Annotated in this window: 15 protein-coding genes; 4 read left to right on the plus strand and 11 right to left on the minus strand. The window is 61.1% G+C overall.

Annotation, left to right across the window (positions count from 1 at the left end; all coding sequences use genetic code 11):
* The first annotated feature begins 2 nt into the window (after positions 1 to 2).
* Entirely contained in the window at positions 3 to 935 is a 933-nt protein-coding gene (locus ACQQZ8_RS12810) for a LysR family transcriptional regulator (protein WP_431710186.1), read from the plus strand.
* Positions 936 to 992: 57 nt separating this feature from the next.
* Here ACQQZ8_RS12810 and ACQQZ8_RS12815 read toward each other — a convergent pair whose 3' ends face one another.
* The 5 genes from ACQQZ8_RS12815 to ACQQZ8_RS12835 form a co-directional block, all read right to left on the minus strand.
* Complete coding sequence (locus tag ACQQZ8_RS12815; RefSeq protein WP_431710187.1) at positions 993 to 2,486, minus strand: aminobutyraldehyde dehydrogenase; 1,494 nt, start codon at positions 2,484 to 2,486, stop codon at positions 993 to 995.
* Between the two features lie 2 nt (positions 2,487 to 2,488).
* Positions 2,489 to 2,875 (minus strand): cupin domain-containing protein, encoded by a 387-nt coding sequence (locus ACQQZ8_RS12820; protein WP_431710188.1) that lies wholly within the window; start codon positions 2,873 to 2,875, stop codon positions 2,489 to 2,491.
* Positions 2,872 to 4,305, minus strand: coding sequence for an NAD(P)/FAD-dependent oxidoreductase (locus ACQQZ8_RS12825; RefSeq protein WP_431710189.1), 1,434 nt, complete (start codon positions 4,303 to 4,305; stop codon positions 2,872 to 2,874). The genes ACQQZ8_RS12820 and ACQQZ8_RS12825 overlap by 4 nt, the downstream gene beginning before the upstream one ends.
* Before the next feature lie 99 nt (positions 4,306 to 4,404).
* Entirely contained in the window at positions 4,405 to 4,767 is a 363-nt protein-coding gene (locus ACQQZ8_RS12830; RefSeq protein ID WP_431710190.1) for a DMT family transporter, read from the minus strand.
* A 25-nt stretch (positions 4,768 to 4,792) separates the two neighbouring features.
* Positions 4,793 to 6,214 (minus strand): APC family permease, encoded by a 1,422-nt coding sequence (locus tag ACQQZ8_RS12835; protein ID WP_431710191.1) that lies wholly within the window; start codon positions 6,212 to 6,214, stop codon positions 4,793 to 4,795.
* Positions 6,215 to 6,412: 198 nt separating this feature from the next.
* On the opposite strand from ACQQZ8_RS12835, the gene ACQQZ8_RS12840 reads away from it, so the two are divergent.
* The 3 genes from ACQQZ8_RS12840 (at position 6,413) to ACQQZ8_RS12850 (ending at position 9,751) form a co-directional block, all read left to right on the plus strand.
* Positions 6,413 to 7,870, plus strand: coding sequence for an aldehyde dehydrogenase family protein (locus tag ACQQZ8_RS12840; protein WP_431710192.1), 1,458 nt, complete (start codon positions 6,413 to 6,415; stop codon positions 7,868 to 7,870).
* Positions 7,871 to 8,024: 154 nt separating this feature from the next.
* Positions 8,025 to 8,519, plus strand: a complete 495-nt coding sequence (locus ACQQZ8_RS12845; protein ID WP_431710193.1) for an Lrp/AsnC family transcriptional regulator — start codon at positions 8,025 to 8,027, stop codon at positions 8,517 to 8,519.
* A gap of 56 nt (positions 8,520 to 8,575) precedes the next feature.
* Positions 8,576 to 9,751, plus strand: coding sequence for an AAA family ATPase (locus ACQQZ8_RS12850; protein ID WP_431710194.1), 1,176 nt, complete (start codon positions 8,576 to 8,578; stop codon positions 9,749 to 9,751).
* A 27-nt stretch (positions 9,752 to 9,778) separates the two neighbouring features.
* On the opposite strand, the gene ACQQZ8_RS12855 is transcribed toward ACQQZ8_RS12850, so the two are convergent.
* From ACQQZ8_RS12855 to ACQQZ8_RS12880, 6 genes are all read right to left on the minus strand, one after another.
* Positions 9,779 to 11,188 carry a mycothione reductase gene (locus ACQQZ8_RS12855; protein WP_431710195.1) on the minus strand — a complete coding sequence of 470 codons (1,410 nt, stop codon included), beginning with the start codon at positions 11,186 to 11,188 and terminating at the stop codon, positions 9,779 to 9,781.
* 145 nt (positions 11,189 to 11,333) lie between these two features.
* Positions 11,334 to 12,194 carry a formyltetrahydrofolate deformylase gene (gene purU, locus ACQQZ8_RS12860; protein ID WP_431710196.1) on the minus strand — a complete coding sequence of 287 codons (861 nt, stop codon included), beginning with the start codon at positions 12,192 to 12,194 and terminating at the stop codon, positions 11,334 to 11,336.
* 223 nt (positions 12,195 to 12,417) lie between these two features.
* On the minus strand, positions 12,418 to 13,032 hold the full coding sequence (gene soxG, locus ACQQZ8_RS12865; protein WP_431710197.1) for a sarcosine oxidase subunit gamma family protein: 615 nt from the start codon (positions 13,030 to 13,032) through the stop codon (positions 12,418 to 12,420).
* The gene (locus ACQQZ8_RS12870; RefSeq protein ID WP_431710198.1) at positions 13,025 to 15,928 is read right to left on the minus strand and encodes a sarcosine oxidase subunit alpha family protein; all 2,904 of its coding nucleotides are present in this window, start codon (positions 15,926 to 15,928) and stop codon (positions 13,025 to 13,027) included. Before ACQQZ8_RS12870 ends, soxG begins: the two co-directional genes overlap by 8 nt.
* The gene (locus tag ACQQZ8_RS12875; protein WP_431710199.1) at positions 15,925 to 16,224 is read right to left on the minus strand and encodes a sarcosine oxidase subunit delta; all 300 of its coding nucleotides are present in this window, start codon (positions 16,222 to 16,224) and stop codon (positions 15,925 to 15,927) included. Before ACQQZ8_RS12875 ends, ACQQZ8_RS12870 begins: the two co-directional genes overlap by 4 nt.
* 11 nt (positions 16,225 to 16,235) lie before the next feature.
* On the minus strand, positions 16,236 to 17,453 hold the full coding sequence (locus ACQQZ8_RS12880; protein WP_431710200.1) for a sarcosine oxidase subunit beta family protein: 1,218 nt from the start codon (positions 17,451 to 17,453) through the stop codon (positions 16,236 to 16,238).
* Between the last annotated feature and the right edge of the window lie 2 nt (positions 17,454 to 17,455).

The following is a 17,455-nucleotide window of genomic DNA, read 5'->3' on the forward strand; positions in this document are numbered from 1 at the left end:
ATATGGACCGTTCCATTGATTACCGGCACCTGGAATCGCTCATCGCCTTGCTGACCGTGGCCCGGCTTGGACGTTACACCGCGGCGGCAAAGGTGTTGGGAGTAAATCATTCCACCATCTCACGGCGTATCGATTCCCTGCAGAAGGCCATGGGTGGGCACCTGCTCAGCCGTACCCCCAATGGGTGGGAACTGACCGATCTGGGTCGCCGGGCGATGAGCTCGGCCGAAGCCATCGAACAAGCGGTTGCGGCCATCGGTGGAAAGGAAGAACCGGCGGGCCTATCCGGCCATGTGCGCATCGCCGCGCCGGATGCGTTCAGCGCACATCTGGCCGCCCCGGCCTTAGCGCGGTTGCAGGCGGCGCATCCGGCGCTGGTGTTTGAGATTGTTTCGGAAACCACCCGGGCGCGGCAGACCCGCACCGGGATGGATCTTGAAATCGTCATTGGTGAACCCGATGTGCGTCGGGCCACCTCACAGAAGCTGATGGACTACGAGTTGCGGCTCTATGCCACGCAAACCTATCTGCACCGGCACGGGACCCCGCGCACCCTCGATGAACTGCGCGGGCACAGCCTGAACTACTACATCGATACCGCTTTGACGGTAGATAAACTCGATGAGGCCACCGGTGGGCTGCCGCCGATGCGCCGGGCAATCTCCTCCACAAGTATCGCCGTGCAGTATTCGGCGACCATGAATCACGCCGGGGTGGGATTGCTTCCGGTGTTCCTCTCCAGCCAATACCCGAATCTGCTGCCGGTGCTCCACGAGGAGTTCAGTTACCGTTCCGAGTACTGGTTGGTGGGTCGCGAAGAGGCACTACGCAATAAGGCGGTGCAAGAAACCGTGCGCGCCTTACAGCAGGCGGTGGCCGCCGAACAATGGTTCCTTCCCCCACTGGTCCCGGCAGATACACCCGGCAGTCACTGAGCAAGCGTCCGGGTTTGGCAGATATCTGCCGGTACCTGCCAAACCCGCGCTAAGGTTTTACTGATCGGCCCGCGCTAAGAAAACGGTGTCGTGCCAGGACTTATGTGCGGTGACATCGTGAGCGAGCATCACATGTTTAACATTCGTGTACTCCTCGAAGGAGTAGGAGCTCATGTCCTTACCCATCCCGGAGGACTTGAAACCGCCGTGCGGCATTTCCGAAGCCATCGGGATATGTTCATTAATCCACACGCAGCCAGCCTGAATTTCAGCCGCGGCGCGCATCGCCAGATTCACGTCCTTGGTCCAGGCCGAGGCGGCCAGCCCGAAGTCCGAATCATTGGCCAGGGCCAGGGCCTCATCCTCGGTGTTGAAGGGCAACGCCACCAGCACCGGGCCGAACACCTCCTGCTGCACAATCGGGGAATCCTGGGCCGCGTCCACCAATAGCGTGGGCCGGTAGTAGGCGCCGGGTAGCTCCGGAGCGAACCCGCCGGCCAGCGCACGGGCACCGGAATCAATCGCCTGTTGCACCATCGAGGAAACCTTCTGGCGGTGTGCGAAGGAAATCAGCGACCCCATATCGGTATCCTTAGCAGTAGGGTCTCCCACCACCATGGAGTTCATCAGCTGCGCCACCCGGGTGGTGAACTGTTCAAACACCGAGGAATGAACGTACGCGCGGGTGGCCGCGGTGCAATCTTGGCCGCTATTGAGGGTTGAACCGGCCACCGCACTGTGCGCGGCAGCTTCCACATCGGCATCCTTAAAGACCACCATCGGAGCCTTGCCGCCCAGTTCTAGATGCACCCGCTTACCGGTTTCGGCGGCCATCGCCATGATCTTGCGGCCCACCGCGGTGGAGCCGGTGAAGGAGGTCATCTTCACCAGCGGGTGTTTCACCAGGGCCTCACCCACCTCCGGCCCGGTGCCGGTAAGCACGTTGATCACTCCGGCTGGGATGCCGGCACGGTGCGCGGCCTCAGCGAAGAGTAGGGTGGTGCCCGGGGTCAGTTCCGAGGGTTTAAGCACAATCGTGTTTCCGGCGGCAATGGCCGGTAGCACCTTCCAAGCTGCCATCTGCAGTGGGTAATTCCACGGGGAGATCGAACCGATCACCCCGATCGCTTCACGGCGAATCATCGAGGTTGAGTTCCCGGCATAGTCCGCGGCAGCTAAACCCGATAAGTGGCGGGCCGCACCGGCAAAGAAATTCACATTATCTAGGGTTCCGGGCACGTCGAACTCGGTGGACATGCGTATGGTTTTGCCGGTCTGTTCGGTTTCCAGCACGGCTAGCTCATCGGCCATGGCCGCCAGTTCGCGGCCGAAGTTCAGCAGGTGTTCCGAGCGCTGGCCCGGGGTGAGTCGTGACCAGCTGGCGAAGGCCTCCTGCGCGCCGGCGAGCGCGTCGTGCAGATCCTGCGTTCCGGCATAGTCGATGAGCTCCGCCGCGACACCGATGGCCGGGTTAACCCGGCGGGCGCTTGCCCCGGATCCTACCCGGTAGGCCCCGTTGATGAACTGGTGACCTTCGGAAAAAGTTCTCATGTTTAGCTCTCCTCACGTGGGGTTATGTACACCTTACGCAGTGCCTGACTGACGCTCCAAGTGGTTCTCATCCCGGCGCTTAGCCGCATGAGAACCCCCGGAAAAAGTTCCACCGTGTGTTCCGGCGCCCCGTTGAATTCTGCGATGTATACGCTGCCACGGCCGGCGGTGATGACGAAGATTTCCTCGGCCTCCACGTCGTACATCTTGCCTTGGCTCATTTCCCACACGCCGAATGCTGCTGAGCCGATAGCGCCCAAGGATTGCACACCGGTGGTGGTGGGGATCCCGGCGTTTTGGTGGGCCTGAACCGGCTGCTGGGTCAGTTCCAGTGCTGCCACGTCAACCGCGCTGCCACCACTAAGCGGCTGGTTTCGTTGCTGGCTCATGAGTCGAATCCCATGCCTAGTGCGTCCATGGTTTTCAGGAACAGTCCGCGCTTGCCCTGATTGCGGTCGGCGCGCGCCAGTTCGCTGGTCATCAGCTTCACGCCGATCCAGGCCGCGGGTTCTGGTGGGAACGGAATCGGCTTCTTTTTCACCATTTCCAGTTCGGTGCGCTGGGTTTTCTGCCCGGAGAGCAGATCCAGTAGGACGTTGCCGGCAAAACGGGTGGCGCCCACACCGAGTCCGGTGAACCCGGCAACATAGGCCACCTTGCCGCCATGGGAGCTATCGAAGAAGGAGAAGAATCGGCTGCAGGAGTCGATCGCGCCACCCCAGGCATGGCTGAACTTCACCCCTTCGAGCTGCGGAAAGGTGAAGTAAAAGTGTGCGACGAGCTTGCGGAAAGTTTCGGCACGCTGGTCGTATTCCGGTTTCACCTGACCACCGAAGTAGTATTCGGCGTCGAACCCGCCAAAGAGGATCCGCACCGCACCATTGGCGTCGCGGGTCATCCGGTAGTAGTGGAAACGGTTGTTCAGATCTGCGAGTCCCTGCTGGTCTTTCCAGCCGATGGATTCCAGTTGGGTGTCGCTCAACGGTTCGCTCATCAGGGCATAGTCGTAAACCGGGATAGTGTAAAGGTGGTGGCGTTTGAGCAGGGAGGGGAACACATTGGTGGCTAGTGCCACTTTCTGGGCGGTGATGCTTCCGGCACCGGTGCGCACCGTGATCCGGTTCTTATGCTCTTCGAGCCCGGTGGCCTGGGTATGCTCAAAAATCTTGACACCCTTCTCCAGGCACACCCGGCGCAGCCCCCAAGCCAGTTTGGCAGGGTTGACCATCACCGTGCCGTTCCTATCCCAGAGTCCACCCTGGTAGAGCGGCGACTGCACGGTCTCGCGCACCTCAGTGCGGGAGAGCAAGACCAGTTCCGGGTAAAGTTCTTGTTCCTCCTTCAACCATTGAAGTTGATGCTCCTCGGTGGCCAGTTTCAACACCCCGGAGTAGGTCAGCTCGCAGTCAATCTCATAACGCTCGATAGTTTCGGTCAGTTCGCGCAGGTTTTCCAATCCTAGTTCGCGGAGCAACGCGTTTTCTTTGGGTAGGTGTTGGCGTCCATTGGAGTCCCCGTGGACTAGTGAGGCTTCGCAGAACCCACCGTTACGCCCGGAAGCCGCCCAACCAATGGTTTGTGCCTCGATTAGCACCACCTGGCGCTGCGGGTCGCGTTCCTTGGCCAGCAGCGCGGTCCATAGTCCGCTGTAGCCGCCCCCGACCACTAATAGGTCGGTGTCCAAGGTTCCTTCTAGGGCGGGCAGGGCTGCCGGGCGTTGCGGATCATCTAGCCAATAGGGCACCTGGCTGGACCCCGCGAGAGCAGCATCAATGACCGATGCTGGATATTTGTCGGCAACGTTCTCATAGATACTCATATCGGGCTTTCTCTTGTGTGGATGTGCGGGTTGCTGGTGGTGGGACTGTTCAACATTGTGAAGCGCAAAGTTCGCCCAGTCCACCATCGCGACAATGGTCTATGAGTGCAGCTGACTTTCGACGCTGCTGACTTCGGCCGTTGGCGGAGCCGCCCCGAGATTGATCAGGGCGACTCCACCAGCGGTCAGTAAGATGCCGATAATTTGAATGGAGGTCAGCCGTTCGGAATAGACCACGACCCCAATCAACGCAATCGCCACCGTTCCTGCCGCTGCCCAAATCGCGTAGGCGGTACCCAGTGGAACGTATTTGAGAACTAAGCTCAGCAGATAGAAAGAAGCGATATACCCAATCACTGTGCCAACGCTTGGCCATGGTTTGGTGAAGCCTGCCGAGGCCTTGAGCAATGAGGTCGCGATAACCTCGGCCACAATCGCTGCAATAAGCAAAAGCCAGTGCATCTGTCGCTACTTTCTCTAGTGAGTATTAATTCTCGGATGATGCCTGAAGAAGTTGCTCGCGGGCATCCTTACGCCTCACGAACATCCAAATCAGCACGCCGCTGGCCAGCACGCCGAGGGCTATGCCCAGTTCCTTAAAACCGCCGTATCCGGTGACGGAGAAGCCGGTGGCTCCCACGACCAAGATCACGATCATCAGCACGGTCAGCGCGATGGACAGTGGAACAAAGAACTGCGGCAGGCGAAGTGGCCGATCGGCGTTAGGGCGATCTTTGCGCAGGAGGAAGAAGCCGGAGACTGCAAAAATGTGGGTCAGAATGTAGCCCAGGTTGCCGGTCACGATAATGGCCAGCGGCGATTGCAGCACCACCAGTACAACAATGTTCAACACCAACATGACATTCAACGCACGAAGCGGAACGCCGCGCTTGTTCAGCTTTCCAACCGAACGCACCGTGATCCCGGTTTTGCCCATGTTGAACAGTACCCGGGAGGCGTCGGCAACAGAGGTAGTCATAATGAGCAGCAGGGATGCGATCAGGCATAACACCATAACTTCCGAGGCTCCGCCGACCAGTGCAGCAAAGGAGGCAACAAAGAAGGTGGCTGGGTCGTCTTGGATGGCCGCTTCACCCGCATAACCACCGAGGGTGATCGGGATCAGGAAGAAGACGCCCAGGCAGAAGAGCACTGCGGCCTTGATGGCGCGGGTGCTGTCCTTCACGGAGTCTTTATATTCCGGGGCGAAGGTGGCGCACACTTCGATGCCGAAGGTGGTCCAGGCCATGATGTAGAGCCAGACCAAGGCCTTGTGCAAGCCTTCCATGCCATGAAGGTTCCAGGTCAATTCGCCCGGTGCCCAATCGCCGCTAAATAGTGGCAGAACGATGAAGGCGAACAGTGGAATCATCAAGATGCCGGCGGTGATGTATACGAAGGCCATGGTGAGGCGTACGCCGGCCACATTGATCAGGTACATGAAGAGAATGACACCGATGCCGATGACGATCGGCAGACTTAATTCGATGGGTCCTAGGGTGATGAGCCACTGCGATTCCGGGAACCATTGGGCTTGGATGAGCGCACCGGTAACCGCACCGTAGGTTGCCAAGTTTGTTCCCCAGGGGAACCAGTACCCGACACTGGCTAGCGGAGCCACCCAGGGTGCGCGTTTCTTCCATGCTTCGGCCGCGTAATGCGTAATTCCGCCAGAGGAGTCGGGGAACATCGTGGCCAGTTCGGTGTAAATCCAGTTCACCCCCATGGCAATAATCATCGAAACCGCCCACAAGAACGCGGCTCCCCACCCACCCAAGTCGGCGATGGTGGCACCGAGGGTGGCGATCAATGCTGCGGGCATGGTCATCGACATGGCGAAGCCATCCCACCACCGCATTTTCTTAGGCATCTGCTCCTTCGGTGGCGCAGTTGCTAGCTGTTCTGACATCGGGTTTCCTCCGAACCAATGGTTGCGAGTAAGACACATCACAGCTTGTCAAAGTTGCGCAAAAAGTCAATAGTTTGATCCAAAGTTGCTTCTAGAACAATATCATCTAGAAATTTTTGCTTGACGCACGTCCTGTTCGGGATATAGTGATCTATGTCATCACCTTTAGACCGTTCTCGTGAAAGGGACTTCGATTCCATGACCTCCGTATCCGCGCCAACTCGAACACAGCTTTTTATTGCCGGCGAATACTCCGACGGAAGCGGCCAGGAACGCTATGACGTCACCAGCCCCGCCACCGGCGAATTTATCGCTTCGATTCCGGTACCAACCGAAGCAGACCTCAATCTGGCCGTGGCAAAGGCCCACGAAGCCAAGGGTGCCTGGCAGAAGTTGGGCGTGTTCAAGCGCGCGGAAATCTGCCACAAGATCGGCAATGCACTGGAGGCGAAGGTCGATGAGCTGGCCCGCTTGCAGTCTCTGGAACAGGGCAAGCCCCTAGCCGAATCGATTGCCGACATTGAGGAGGCCGCCCAGCTTTTCCACCTCCATGCCGAGGACGCGATTCGCCTCAATGGCGAAACCATCCAGTCCACCGACACCTCCAAGCGGATGTTCACCTTCCGTGCGGCCGTCGGGGTGTGGGGCATCATTACCCCGTGGAACTTCCCGCTGCTGATGTTCGCGGAGTTCGTCGCCCCGGGACTGGCCACCGGTAACGCCCACGTGGTCAAGCCACCATCGAACACCTCGCTCACCGTGCTGGCCGCCATGGAATGCCTGATCGAGGCCGGCGTTCCAGCCGGTTTGGTTTCGGTCCTGCCCGGTGAAGGTGACTTCGGCGCGATGCTGACCTCGCATCCTGATATTGACGCCATCGGCTTCATCGGCTCCTCGGCCACCGCCGGAAAGATTCAGGCCACCGCCGGTTTCAAGCGTTCAATTATGGAGGCTTCGGGTAACGGCCCGGTCGTGGTTTTGGCGGATGCGGACCTGAAGTTGGCTGCACAGAAGGCAGTGGATGGCGCTTACTACTGTGCCGGTCAGGTCTGCTGCGCTACCGAACGCGTCATCGTCCACCAGGATGTGCACCAGGCATTCGTCAAGGAGGTGCTGGAGTACGCCGAGCAGACCGTGAAGCTCGGTGATCCCTTTGATCCACAAACTAATCTGGGCCCATTGAACAATGAGCAGGTTGCCCAGAAGATGGATGCGCACATGGCCGACGCGCGCGAGCGCGGGCTGGATGTGCTGATGGGCGGGCAGCGCAGCACCGAGTTCGCAACCGACCTGTACTACGAATTCACTGTGGTGGATAACGTCACCGAGGACAGCCTGCTCAGCCGCGAAGAATCCTTCGGCCCGGTTCTGCCGATCATCGTCGGAAAGGACGACGATGATCTGCTGCGTATCGCCAATGACGATGCACTGGGTCTGCAGGGTGCGGTATTCACCCGCGATATGACCAAGGCGTTCCGTTTCATTGAGGAAATGCAGGTGGGCCAGGTAGTGGTCAACGACTCCAACGGCTGGTGGGATATCAACATGCCATTCGGTGGCGCTGGCGGCAAGGGCACCGGTTGGGGCCGGATCGGTGGGGTGCACACTCTGCTAGATATGACTGACCTGCGCACCGGTGTATTGAACCTGGGCTAGAGTTAGCGCATAAAGTGGGGGTTGTGCCGATCCGTCCGGTTCCGCACAACCCCCATTGTCGTTAATAGCGCACCGCGCCGGTGAGCGGGACCACTGCCGGTCCTAACCGGTGTCGTTGGTAAGAACCCGGACCTGATTGTTGCAAAGGAACTCGATGACCGAACTCGATGACATTGACCGACAGCTGATCGCCGCCTTGCAGCTCAATGGGCGCAAATCCTTTAAGGAGATCGCCGAGGAAACCGGAATTCCGGCGTCTTCCGTGCGTTATCGGGTGCAACGGCTGGAGGATTCCGGGACCTTGCAGATCGTGGGGATCGCTAACCCACTATCCATCGGCTTTGACCGTTTGGCGCTGATCGGAATCCGCTGCGCCCCGGGTAAGGCTAAGAGCGTGTGCCAGGATTTGGCAGAACTCACCGAATCCAGCTACGTGGTGCTGACCACCGGAAGCTATGACGTGATGGTTGAGGTGGTGTGCCGGGATCTGGAGCATTACACCGAGCTGCTCTACGACCGCCTGCAGCTGATCGACGGGGTGGTCGCCACCGAAACCTTCTTCGTCTTGGAGGCACATAAGTTGGCCTATGGCTGGGGTGTGGGCGACGGGCCGCTAGCCAGTAGCCCGCGGCCGCAGAGCGGGAGCTAAGCTCTGCCCGGCTTGTGCACCGCCTGTTGTCGGAAGGCTAGATTAGGCTGGGAATCATGCTGCAGACTTTAGCGATCAGCGGGTACCGTTCGGTACGCGACTTGGTCATGCCGCTGGCGGGGTTGACCGTGGTCACCGGCGCTAACGGGGTGGGCAAATCCAATGTGTACCGGGCGCTGAAACTCATTAGTGAACTGGGCCGGGACGGGGCAATTTCCACCCTGGCACGGGAAGGTGGACTGGGCTCGGCCACCTGGGCCGGGCCGGAAGCAGGGACGCGGGCCCGCGGCAATGGTGAGCGGCGCTCCGCCCAAGGCACGGTGCGCCGGGAAGCGGTGGCCCTGAAACTTGGTTTTGCCACCGACGACTACGGTTACACCGTGGACTTGGGTTTACCGCGGCCGGATTTGGATCCCCGTGACCCGAGCATGTTCGGGCTGGATCCGATTATCAAAACCGAAAGTATCTTCCACGGTGCCCTCTTGCGCCCGTCCACCACCATGGTCAAACGCAGTGGCCCGCTGGTGCAGGTGCGGGCCCAGTCGACTTTGGATGATGTGGGGCTGCGGCTGGCCGATTGGGAGTCGGTGCTCTCCATGCTGGATGCCACTACCGCTCCCGAGGCCGGGATGCTACGCCGCGAGCTGACGGCATGGCGTTTTTACGACGCGTTGCGCACCGATGCGCAGTCCCCGGCACGCAGCGAACAGATCGGTACGCGCACCCCGGTTCTCGCCTCGGACGGTTCGGATGTGGCCGCCGCGATCCGCACCATCCACGAGCAATCCGACCCGCAACCCTTCCACGAGGCCATCGCCGCGGCCTTTGACGGGGCCCGGGTGCAGGTCCGCGCCGATGAACACGGCCGTTTTGGGCTGCTGCTGCAGCAGCCCGGGCTGCTGCGCCCGCTATCGGCAGCGGAACTCTCCGACGGTACGCTGCGCTACATTCTCTTGGCCACCGCGCTGCTCTCGGTGCACCCGGCGCCACTGTTGGTATTGAACGAACCGGAAAATTCCTTACACCCGCAACTGTTGGAACCCTTGGGTGCGTTGATCGCCGAAGCCAGCGAACGCTCACAGATTGTGGTGGTGTCCCATGCCAAGGCGCTGGTAGATTCCCTCACTCAGCACGGCGCGCTGCGCCATGAACTGCTCAAGGACGGCGGGGAAACCGTCATTGACGAACAAGGAATTTTTGATCGCCCAGCATGGGCTTGGCCCAAGCGCTAGCCTCGGGTGGCCAGCTGGCTGGGACGTTTAGAGATCCGCGCCCGGGGGAACCGGGACCTCGAGCCCCAGCAACGCATTTTCGGTCACTTCCATCAGCGCCGGATGGATCCAGTATTGGCCGCGCGCCGCGGTGTACGCATCGATGCCCAAGTTCATCGCCATTACCACCGGCTGAATCAGGTTCGAACTTTGATATCCCATGGCGTGTGCGCCCAGGATGCTTCCATCGCGTTTATCGGCCACGATCTTAAACAGTCCAGCGGAGTCTTCCAACGCCCAACCGTAGGCGGTGTCCCCCACCTGCTGGGTTTTGCTGGTGACATGCTCGGCACCAATTTTCTCGATGGCTTCGGCCTCGGTCAGCCCCACCATCGCCAATTCTGGGTGGGTGAACACGGCCGCCGGCACTGCACGGCGCGAATTGGCGCGCAGCTGCTGCGGGTTTTCGAGGTTGTGCATCACCACGCGGGCCTCATAATTGGCCACGTGTTTGAGCTGGTCTTCCGCACAAATATCGCCCAGTGCGTAGAGCCCGGTCACCGGCTGGCCATCGCGCAGCACCCGTTGGTATTCGTCGACCACCAGTCGGCCGTCGTCATGTAAATCCAGTCCCGCCTCGCGGGCCCCGATCCGGTCGGTGTTTGGAACACGGCCGGTGGCCAATAGCACCACGTCGGCGGTGTAAGAGTGCGCATCGGTATGAACCTGTAGGCTGCCGTCCGCGTTGGCGGTGATTTTGCGTGGCTCGGCCTGGTAGGCCACGTTCCAGTGCTGTGGGGCTTCGGTGTTGAAGGCGGTCACCAGCTCGGTATCAAGGTGGCGCATCAGCGCATCCTTGCGGACCAGCTGGGTGGTGTGTGTCCCCAGTCCGGAGAAGATCGCGGCGAATTCGCACGCAATATACCCGCCGCCAATCACGATCAAGCGTTCGGGCAGTTTCACTAGGCGCATTACGCTGTCCGAGGTGTGTACCCCGGGAAGGTCGACACCTTCAATCTGCGGGATCATCGGTCGTGAACCGGCCGCGATCACCAGTTGCTGAGCGTGGACTTCGGTGCCATCGGGGGCGCGGAAACCATGAGTCCCGGCGAGTTTCACCTCGGCAGAAACCACGGTGGCGTTGCTCGCCGAGTTGCGGTAGTCATAACCCGACTCGGCGATCGCATCAATCCGGCCGAAGACGCGGTCGCGGATGGCTGGCCAATTGGCCTCGCCGGCAGGTAGTTCCACGTTCACCCGCGCGGCGTCCACCCGGGTGCGGGCCATTTCGGCCGAACGGACAAACATCTTGGTGGGAATACAGCCCACGTTCAGACAGGTACCACCAAAAACCGCCTTTTCGGCGATGGCCACCTGCTTGTCATTCCAGTATTCGCTGAGCAGCGAGTTGCCCGAACCGGTACCAATGATTGCCAAATCCACCTGATGCGTTGTCATAACTTCATCCTAAGCAGGCGCGGTGAAACTTGCCCAGCCGGTGACGCAGGAAACCTCTGCGCCACCGGCCGTCGGCGGATTGCTCGCTACCTGTTCCGGCGCACATTGCTGTTCCGACGCACAATGGCACTTCGACGATTGTCGTCTAACGCAGTACGACCGTGCGGTTCCCGTAGAGAAAGACTCGACCCTCGCAGTGCCAGCGCACCGCGTTGGACAGGGCCTTGCATTCGGTGTCCCGTCCGGCAGAGACAAGGTCTTCCGGGCCGTAGGTATGGTCAACTTCCACCACCTGTTGGGCGATAATCGGCCCCTCGTCCAATTCGGAATTCACGTAGTGGGCGGTGGCACCCACGGTTTTCACTCCGCGCTCCCAGGCCTGATGGTACGGTTTCGCTCCCTTGAAGGAAGGCAAGAATGAGTGGTGAATGTTGATGGTTTTCCCGGTGAGTTCGGTGGCCAGATGGTCCGAGAGCACCTGCATATACCGGGCAAGTACCACCAGTTTGGCCCCGGTTTCATCAATCAGTTCCAATAAGCGGGCTTCGGCCTGTGGCTTGGTGTCCTTGCTGATCGGCACGTGGTGGAACTCGATACCGTGCCATTCCACCAAGGAGCGGTGATCCGGATGGTTGGACACCACGGCCACCACCTCGATCGGCAGGTCCCCGGTGCGAGCCCGGAAGAGTAAGTCGTTGAGGCAGTGCTCAAATTTGGAGACCATGATCAGGGTTTTGACACGGGTGCCGCGCTCACCCAGATTCCATTCCATCTGCCAGGCTTCGGCCACCGGCGCGAATTCCTCGCGCAGTGTCGCGAGTAGTCCCGGCAGTTCGTCGCCGGCGAAATCCACCCGCATGAACAGCCGCCCGGCGCTCATGTCATCGTACTGTTTCAATTCCACGATGGTGCGCTGGTGTTTCACCAAGAATCCGGTGACGGCATGAACGATTCCCGGGGCTTCTGGGCACTGCAAGGTCAGTACGTGTCGAACCTGATCACTCATGATGGTTGTCCTTTCGGGTGCGGTCAAGGCTACCGGTCGCCAGGGCGCCGGCTGGCCCGGCGGCGCGCGGTGTGTGCGGTGTGCGGCGGTCTATGCCGCCACAAGTCTTAGTATGGTGCAGCCTACGGGCCGCGACCAGTGGGTCATGGTGAGGAAAGTCGCCCGGCAGCACCGGTCCCGGCGCCGCGATGAGGGCAGCGCCGGGACCGGTTGTGCATGGCAGTTAGTCGACTTCCGGGGAGGCGAACTCACGCATCGCGTCGATCAGCCAGTGCACGGTGTGCTCGGTGAAGGACACTCGGGGCATGATCCGCCAGGTCTGTTCGGCGCTACGCCACAGCAGCACCGGAACATTGGCCAGAGTGGTGACAATGGCCTGATTGACCTGGAACTGCCGCGGGTGTAGGTCCGCTGGGCAGCTCTTGCGTAGCACCAACGAGGCGGCGGGGCCCTGTAACTCCAGCACACTGCGGTTTGCGGACAAGTCCAGTACTTGGCCCGGTTCCTCGCCCAGCGCGGTGATCAGTTCGGGCAGTAGCCCACTGCCTTCCGGTGCGGTGAGCAGGAATTCATCGGGTCCCAACCAGAGCACCGCGGTGTCCTGTACATCGCCGCTGACTTCACCGACCCGCTCGGGTAACCCTACGCCGGTGGCGGCAGCCACGACTTGGTGTCCGCGGCTGCCGGGGATCGCACGGATCCCCAACTGGGTGGTGAAGGCAACTTCGCGCAACGCCACGGCACGTTCACCGGTGACGGTGGCCGCGGCCATGATGTCAGTCAGGTGCGCCGCCGGAGAACGGCGCAATTCGGTGGTCTCTAGCACAGTATTAGCCATCTCGACGGCTCCCTTCCGGGTCAAAGAGGACGGTTTCGGATACCACGACGTCAACCAGTTTGCCGTCGATCGGGGTCTTGAGCACTTCGCCGATGCGGTTGCGTCCGTTCTTGATCAGTGCCAGTGCGAAGGTACGGCCCAAGGCCGGGGAATCATAGGAGCTGGTAACCCAACCTTCCATCGGGGTGACGCCATCGGCACCCAGTTCCTCGACCGCCACCAGGGCGGATCCTTCGGCCAGACGCAGGCCGGTGTCCACCGGCAATACCGAGACCAGATGCTTGCGGTCCTCGCGGGTATTATCCGCACGAGCGTAGGAACGCTTACCAACAAAGTCCTTGACCTTGGAAACCACCCATTCCATACCGGCGTCCTGCGGGGTCACCGTGCCGTCGGTGTCCTGCCCGACGATGATGAAGCCCTTTTCGGCGCGCAGCACGTGCATGGTTTCGGTGCCGTACGGGGTGATGTTGAATTCTTCGCCGGCAGCGTACACATCCTCCCAGACGCGCAGGCCGTGCCAGGACGGGACCGCGATTTCGAAAGCCAGTTCACCGGAGAAGGAAATCCGGCTGATCCGTGCCTCGATACCCGAGTCCAGTACGACGTCTTCGAAAGCCATGAACTTGAAGTTCTCGTTGGAGACATCCAGGTTGCTGGCCAGCTTGGCGATGACCTCGCGCGAGCGTGGCCCTACCACCGCTACGGTGGCTAGCTGCTCGGTGACCGAGGTGCAGGTGACATCCAGTTCCGGCCATTCGGTCTGCAGCCACTCTTCCAACCAGTCCAGTACGTCCGCCGCACCGCCGGTGGTGGTATGCAGTAGGAAGCGGTCATCGGCCAGGCGGAGATTGACACCGTCGTCGAAGATCATGCCGTCGGCTTTGCACATGAGTCCGTAGCGTCCCATGCCCACCTTCAGCTTGGAGTAGCCGTTGGTGTACATGCGGTTGAGGAATTCCGCGGCGTCCTTGCCGCGGATCTCAATCTTGCCCAAGGTGGTGGCATCGAGCATGCCCACCGAGTCGCGCACGGCCTTGGCTTCGCGGTAAACCGCGGCGTCCATGTCCTCGCCTTCCTGCGGGAAATACCAGGCACGCTTCCACTGTCCGACGTCCTCAAACTTGGCCCCGTGAGCCAGGTGCCAGGAGTGCATTGGGGTAATGCGTGCCGGATCAAGTAGCTCGCCGCGGGTGCGGCCAGCAAGGGCTGCGAAGGCAACCGGGGTGTATGGGGCGCGGAAGGTGGTGGTGCCGATCTCGGATGGGTTCTCGATCCCCAGCACCGCGGAGATCACACCGATGGCGGCAACCCCGCTGGTCTTGCCCTGATCGTTGGCGGTGGAGATGGAGGTGTAGCGCTTGATATGCTCCACCGACTTCATTCCGGCACCGGTGGCGCGCAGTACGTCGGCCACGGACTGGTCGCGCTGCAGATCCACGAAATGGTGGCGGTAGTTGGTGGCGTCATCCCCGGCCAGCGAAGGCACCAGCCACACCGCACGGGTTTCACCCTGGGTGGTTTCTACGGCCTGCGGCACGCTGGCGATGTGCTGGAAACCGGCGGCCGATGCTGCGGCAGCACCGGTGGCGGCACCGGTGGACAGGGCGCTGGCGGTATCCAGGCGTCCGGTAATCGCACCGGCCAGATGCTGATTGGCGACAGCTTCGGCTGGGACGAAGGCGTGAATGCTCTCGTCCCAAGACAGCTTGCCTTGTCGCTGGGAGTGCAGATGCACTACCGGGTTGAATCCGCCTGCCACGGCCAGCACATCGGCCTCAAATCGCTGCGGAGCACCCAGTTCGCGCTGCTCGTCCAGACTGGCGACGATCACCGCGGATAGCTCCCCGGAATCGTTGGCTTCGGTATCGACAACGACCGACCCGGTGATCACCTGCACCCCCGCGCCGACGGCTTCGGCGGCGGCCGCGGAGGCCTGGGTTCGGGCGTCGATCACGGCAACGACGCCACCGCTGGCGGCCAACTCGCTCACCAGTGCGTAGGCAGAGTCATTCGTGGTGGCCACGACGATATTTTGTCCGGCACGCACCCCATAACGGTTCAGGTAGCTGCGTACCGCCCCGGCGAGCATAATGCCCGGACGGTCGTTGTTTTCAAAGACGATCGGACGCTCGTGGGTGCCGGTGGCCAGGACCACCTGATTCGTGCGGATATGCCAGATACGTTCGCGGGAGACCCCGGCCCCACTTGGTTCATCCAGGTGCACGGTGCGGCGCTGCGCGGCAATGAAGTAGTTTGCATCGTAGGCGCCCAACACGGTGGTGCGCTGCAGGTGAGTGGTGTCCGCGGCCTCGGCGAGTTCCTCGGTCACCGTGCTGATCCACTCGGTTGAGGGCTTCCCGTCGATGTCTTCTCCGGCGGTATCGAGCAGGCTACCACCGGCTTCGGCGCGTTCGTCCAGTAGCATGACTCGGGCCCCGGAGCGGGTGGCTTCGCGGGCCGCGGCCAAGCCGGCCGGGCCGGCACCGACGACCAACACGTCGGTGTGCACATGCACGTGATCGTAGTAGGCCGGGTCGGTGTTCGGATCCAGCACACCCAGTCCGCTGAGCAGCGTGGCGTTCAGGTTTGCGGTGACCGGCACGGTGGTGGCCGGCAGCATCGACTCATTAATATCTTGGGCGTGACGGGCCGCGACGGTCACTAGGGCGTTGGGCTCCTCCACTCCTGCGGAGAAGATCCCGCGGGGGCGATCCAAGTACATGGAGTTTCCGCAGGAGCGCATCCCGTTGGCGAGCATGGCGCTGGCCACGGTGTCACCGCGGAAGGCGGTCAGTTGTTCTCCGTCGATCACCAGGTCGAGCTGGTCCTCACGGTTGATCCGCGCCGCGGCGGACGCGGTGGAGTCCAGGCGGAAGGGCTTGGGCTGGCTCATCGGGTACCTCCCTGGGTGTTCTCTAGTTCTGGGCGGGCTTCCCCGGCCCGGTAGACTGCTTTGAATTCGTAGCTGACGGTGTCCCGCAGGGCGTTAAACCACTTGCGACAGCCGCCGGCGTGGACCCAGCGTTCGGCAAAGATGCCTTTCGGGTTTTCCCGGTAGAACAGGTACTGGGCCCATTCGCGGTCGCTCAGTGCGTGTGGGTCGGCCGGGTAGGCTACGTGAGCCTGGCCGCCGTACTTGAATTCGGTTTCGTTGCGTGGCCCGCAGTTCGGGCACTGAATCAACATCATGGTGCTTACTCCTAGTGGGCCACGGCGGCGGCGCCGTGTTCGTCAATGAGGTGTCCGGTTTCGAAGCGGTCCAGGCTGAACGGGGCGTTCAGCTCGTGCGGCTCGTCGTTGGCGATGGTGTGGGCCAGCGTGTAGCCAGCACCTGGGGTGCCCTTGAAGCCACCGGTTCCCCAGCCACAGTTGACGTAGAGGTTTTGGATCGGGGTCTTGGAAATAATCGGCGAAGCGTCCATGGTGGTGTCCACGATGCCGCCCCAGGTGCGTAGCACGTGGGCTCGGGCGAAGATCGGGAATAGTTCCACGGCCGCAGCCATCTGTTCCTCAATGACGTGGAAGGCCCCGCGTTGGCCATACCCGTTGTAGGTGTCGATCCCCGCACCCATCACCAGTTCACCCTTGTGGGCTTGGGAGACATAAACGTGGATGTGGTTGGACATCACCACGGTGGGGTGCACCGGCTCAAAGAGTTCGGAGACCAAGGCTTGCAGTGGGTGAGACTGGATCGGCAGCTGGAATCCGGCCAGTTCGGCCAGCACCGAGGAGTGTCCGGCGCCGGCTAGCGCCACCTTGCCAGCGTGGATAGTTCCTCGGGTGGTTTTCACGCCGGTGACCTTGTCGCCATCCTTGATAAAGCCGATGACTTCACAGTTTTGGATGATGTCTACGCCCATTTCGTTGGCCTTGCGGGCAAAGGCCCAGGCCACATGGTCGTGCTTGGCGATGCCGGCGCGTGGCTGCCAGGTGGCACCCATCACCGGGTAGCGGATGTCATCGCCGGTGTTGATAATCGGGCAGGCTTCCTTGACCTGGTCCGGGGTGAGCCACTCGGCGTCCACGCCATTGAGCTTGTTCGCCTCGACGCGGCGCACGGATTCGCGCACATCGCCCAGGGTGTGGGCTAGGTTCAGCACACCACGCTGCGAAAAGAGGAAGTCGTATTCCAGCTCTTCGGGTAGCTCTTCCCACAGTTTCAGGGACTTCTCGTAGATCCCAGAAGACTCGTCCCAGAGGTAGTTCGAGCGGATGATGGTGGTGTTGCGGGCCATATTCCCGCCGGCCAGCCAACCCTTTTCAAGGACGGCGATGTTGGTCATGCCGTGGTTTTTGGCTAGATAGTAGGCCGTGGCTAGGCCGTGGCCTCCACCGCCAACAATCACAGCATCATAGGAGGACTTCGGGTCCGGGTTTGCCCAGAGGAATTCTGGGTGCTCAGGTAGCAGATCAGCCATGA

Origin of the sequence: Glutamicibacter uratoxydans (genome assembly GCF_050753455.1) — a bacterium.
GTDB lineage: Bacteria > Actinomycetota > Actinomycetes > Actinomycetales > Micrococcaceae > Glutamicibacter > Glutamicibacter uratoxydans_A.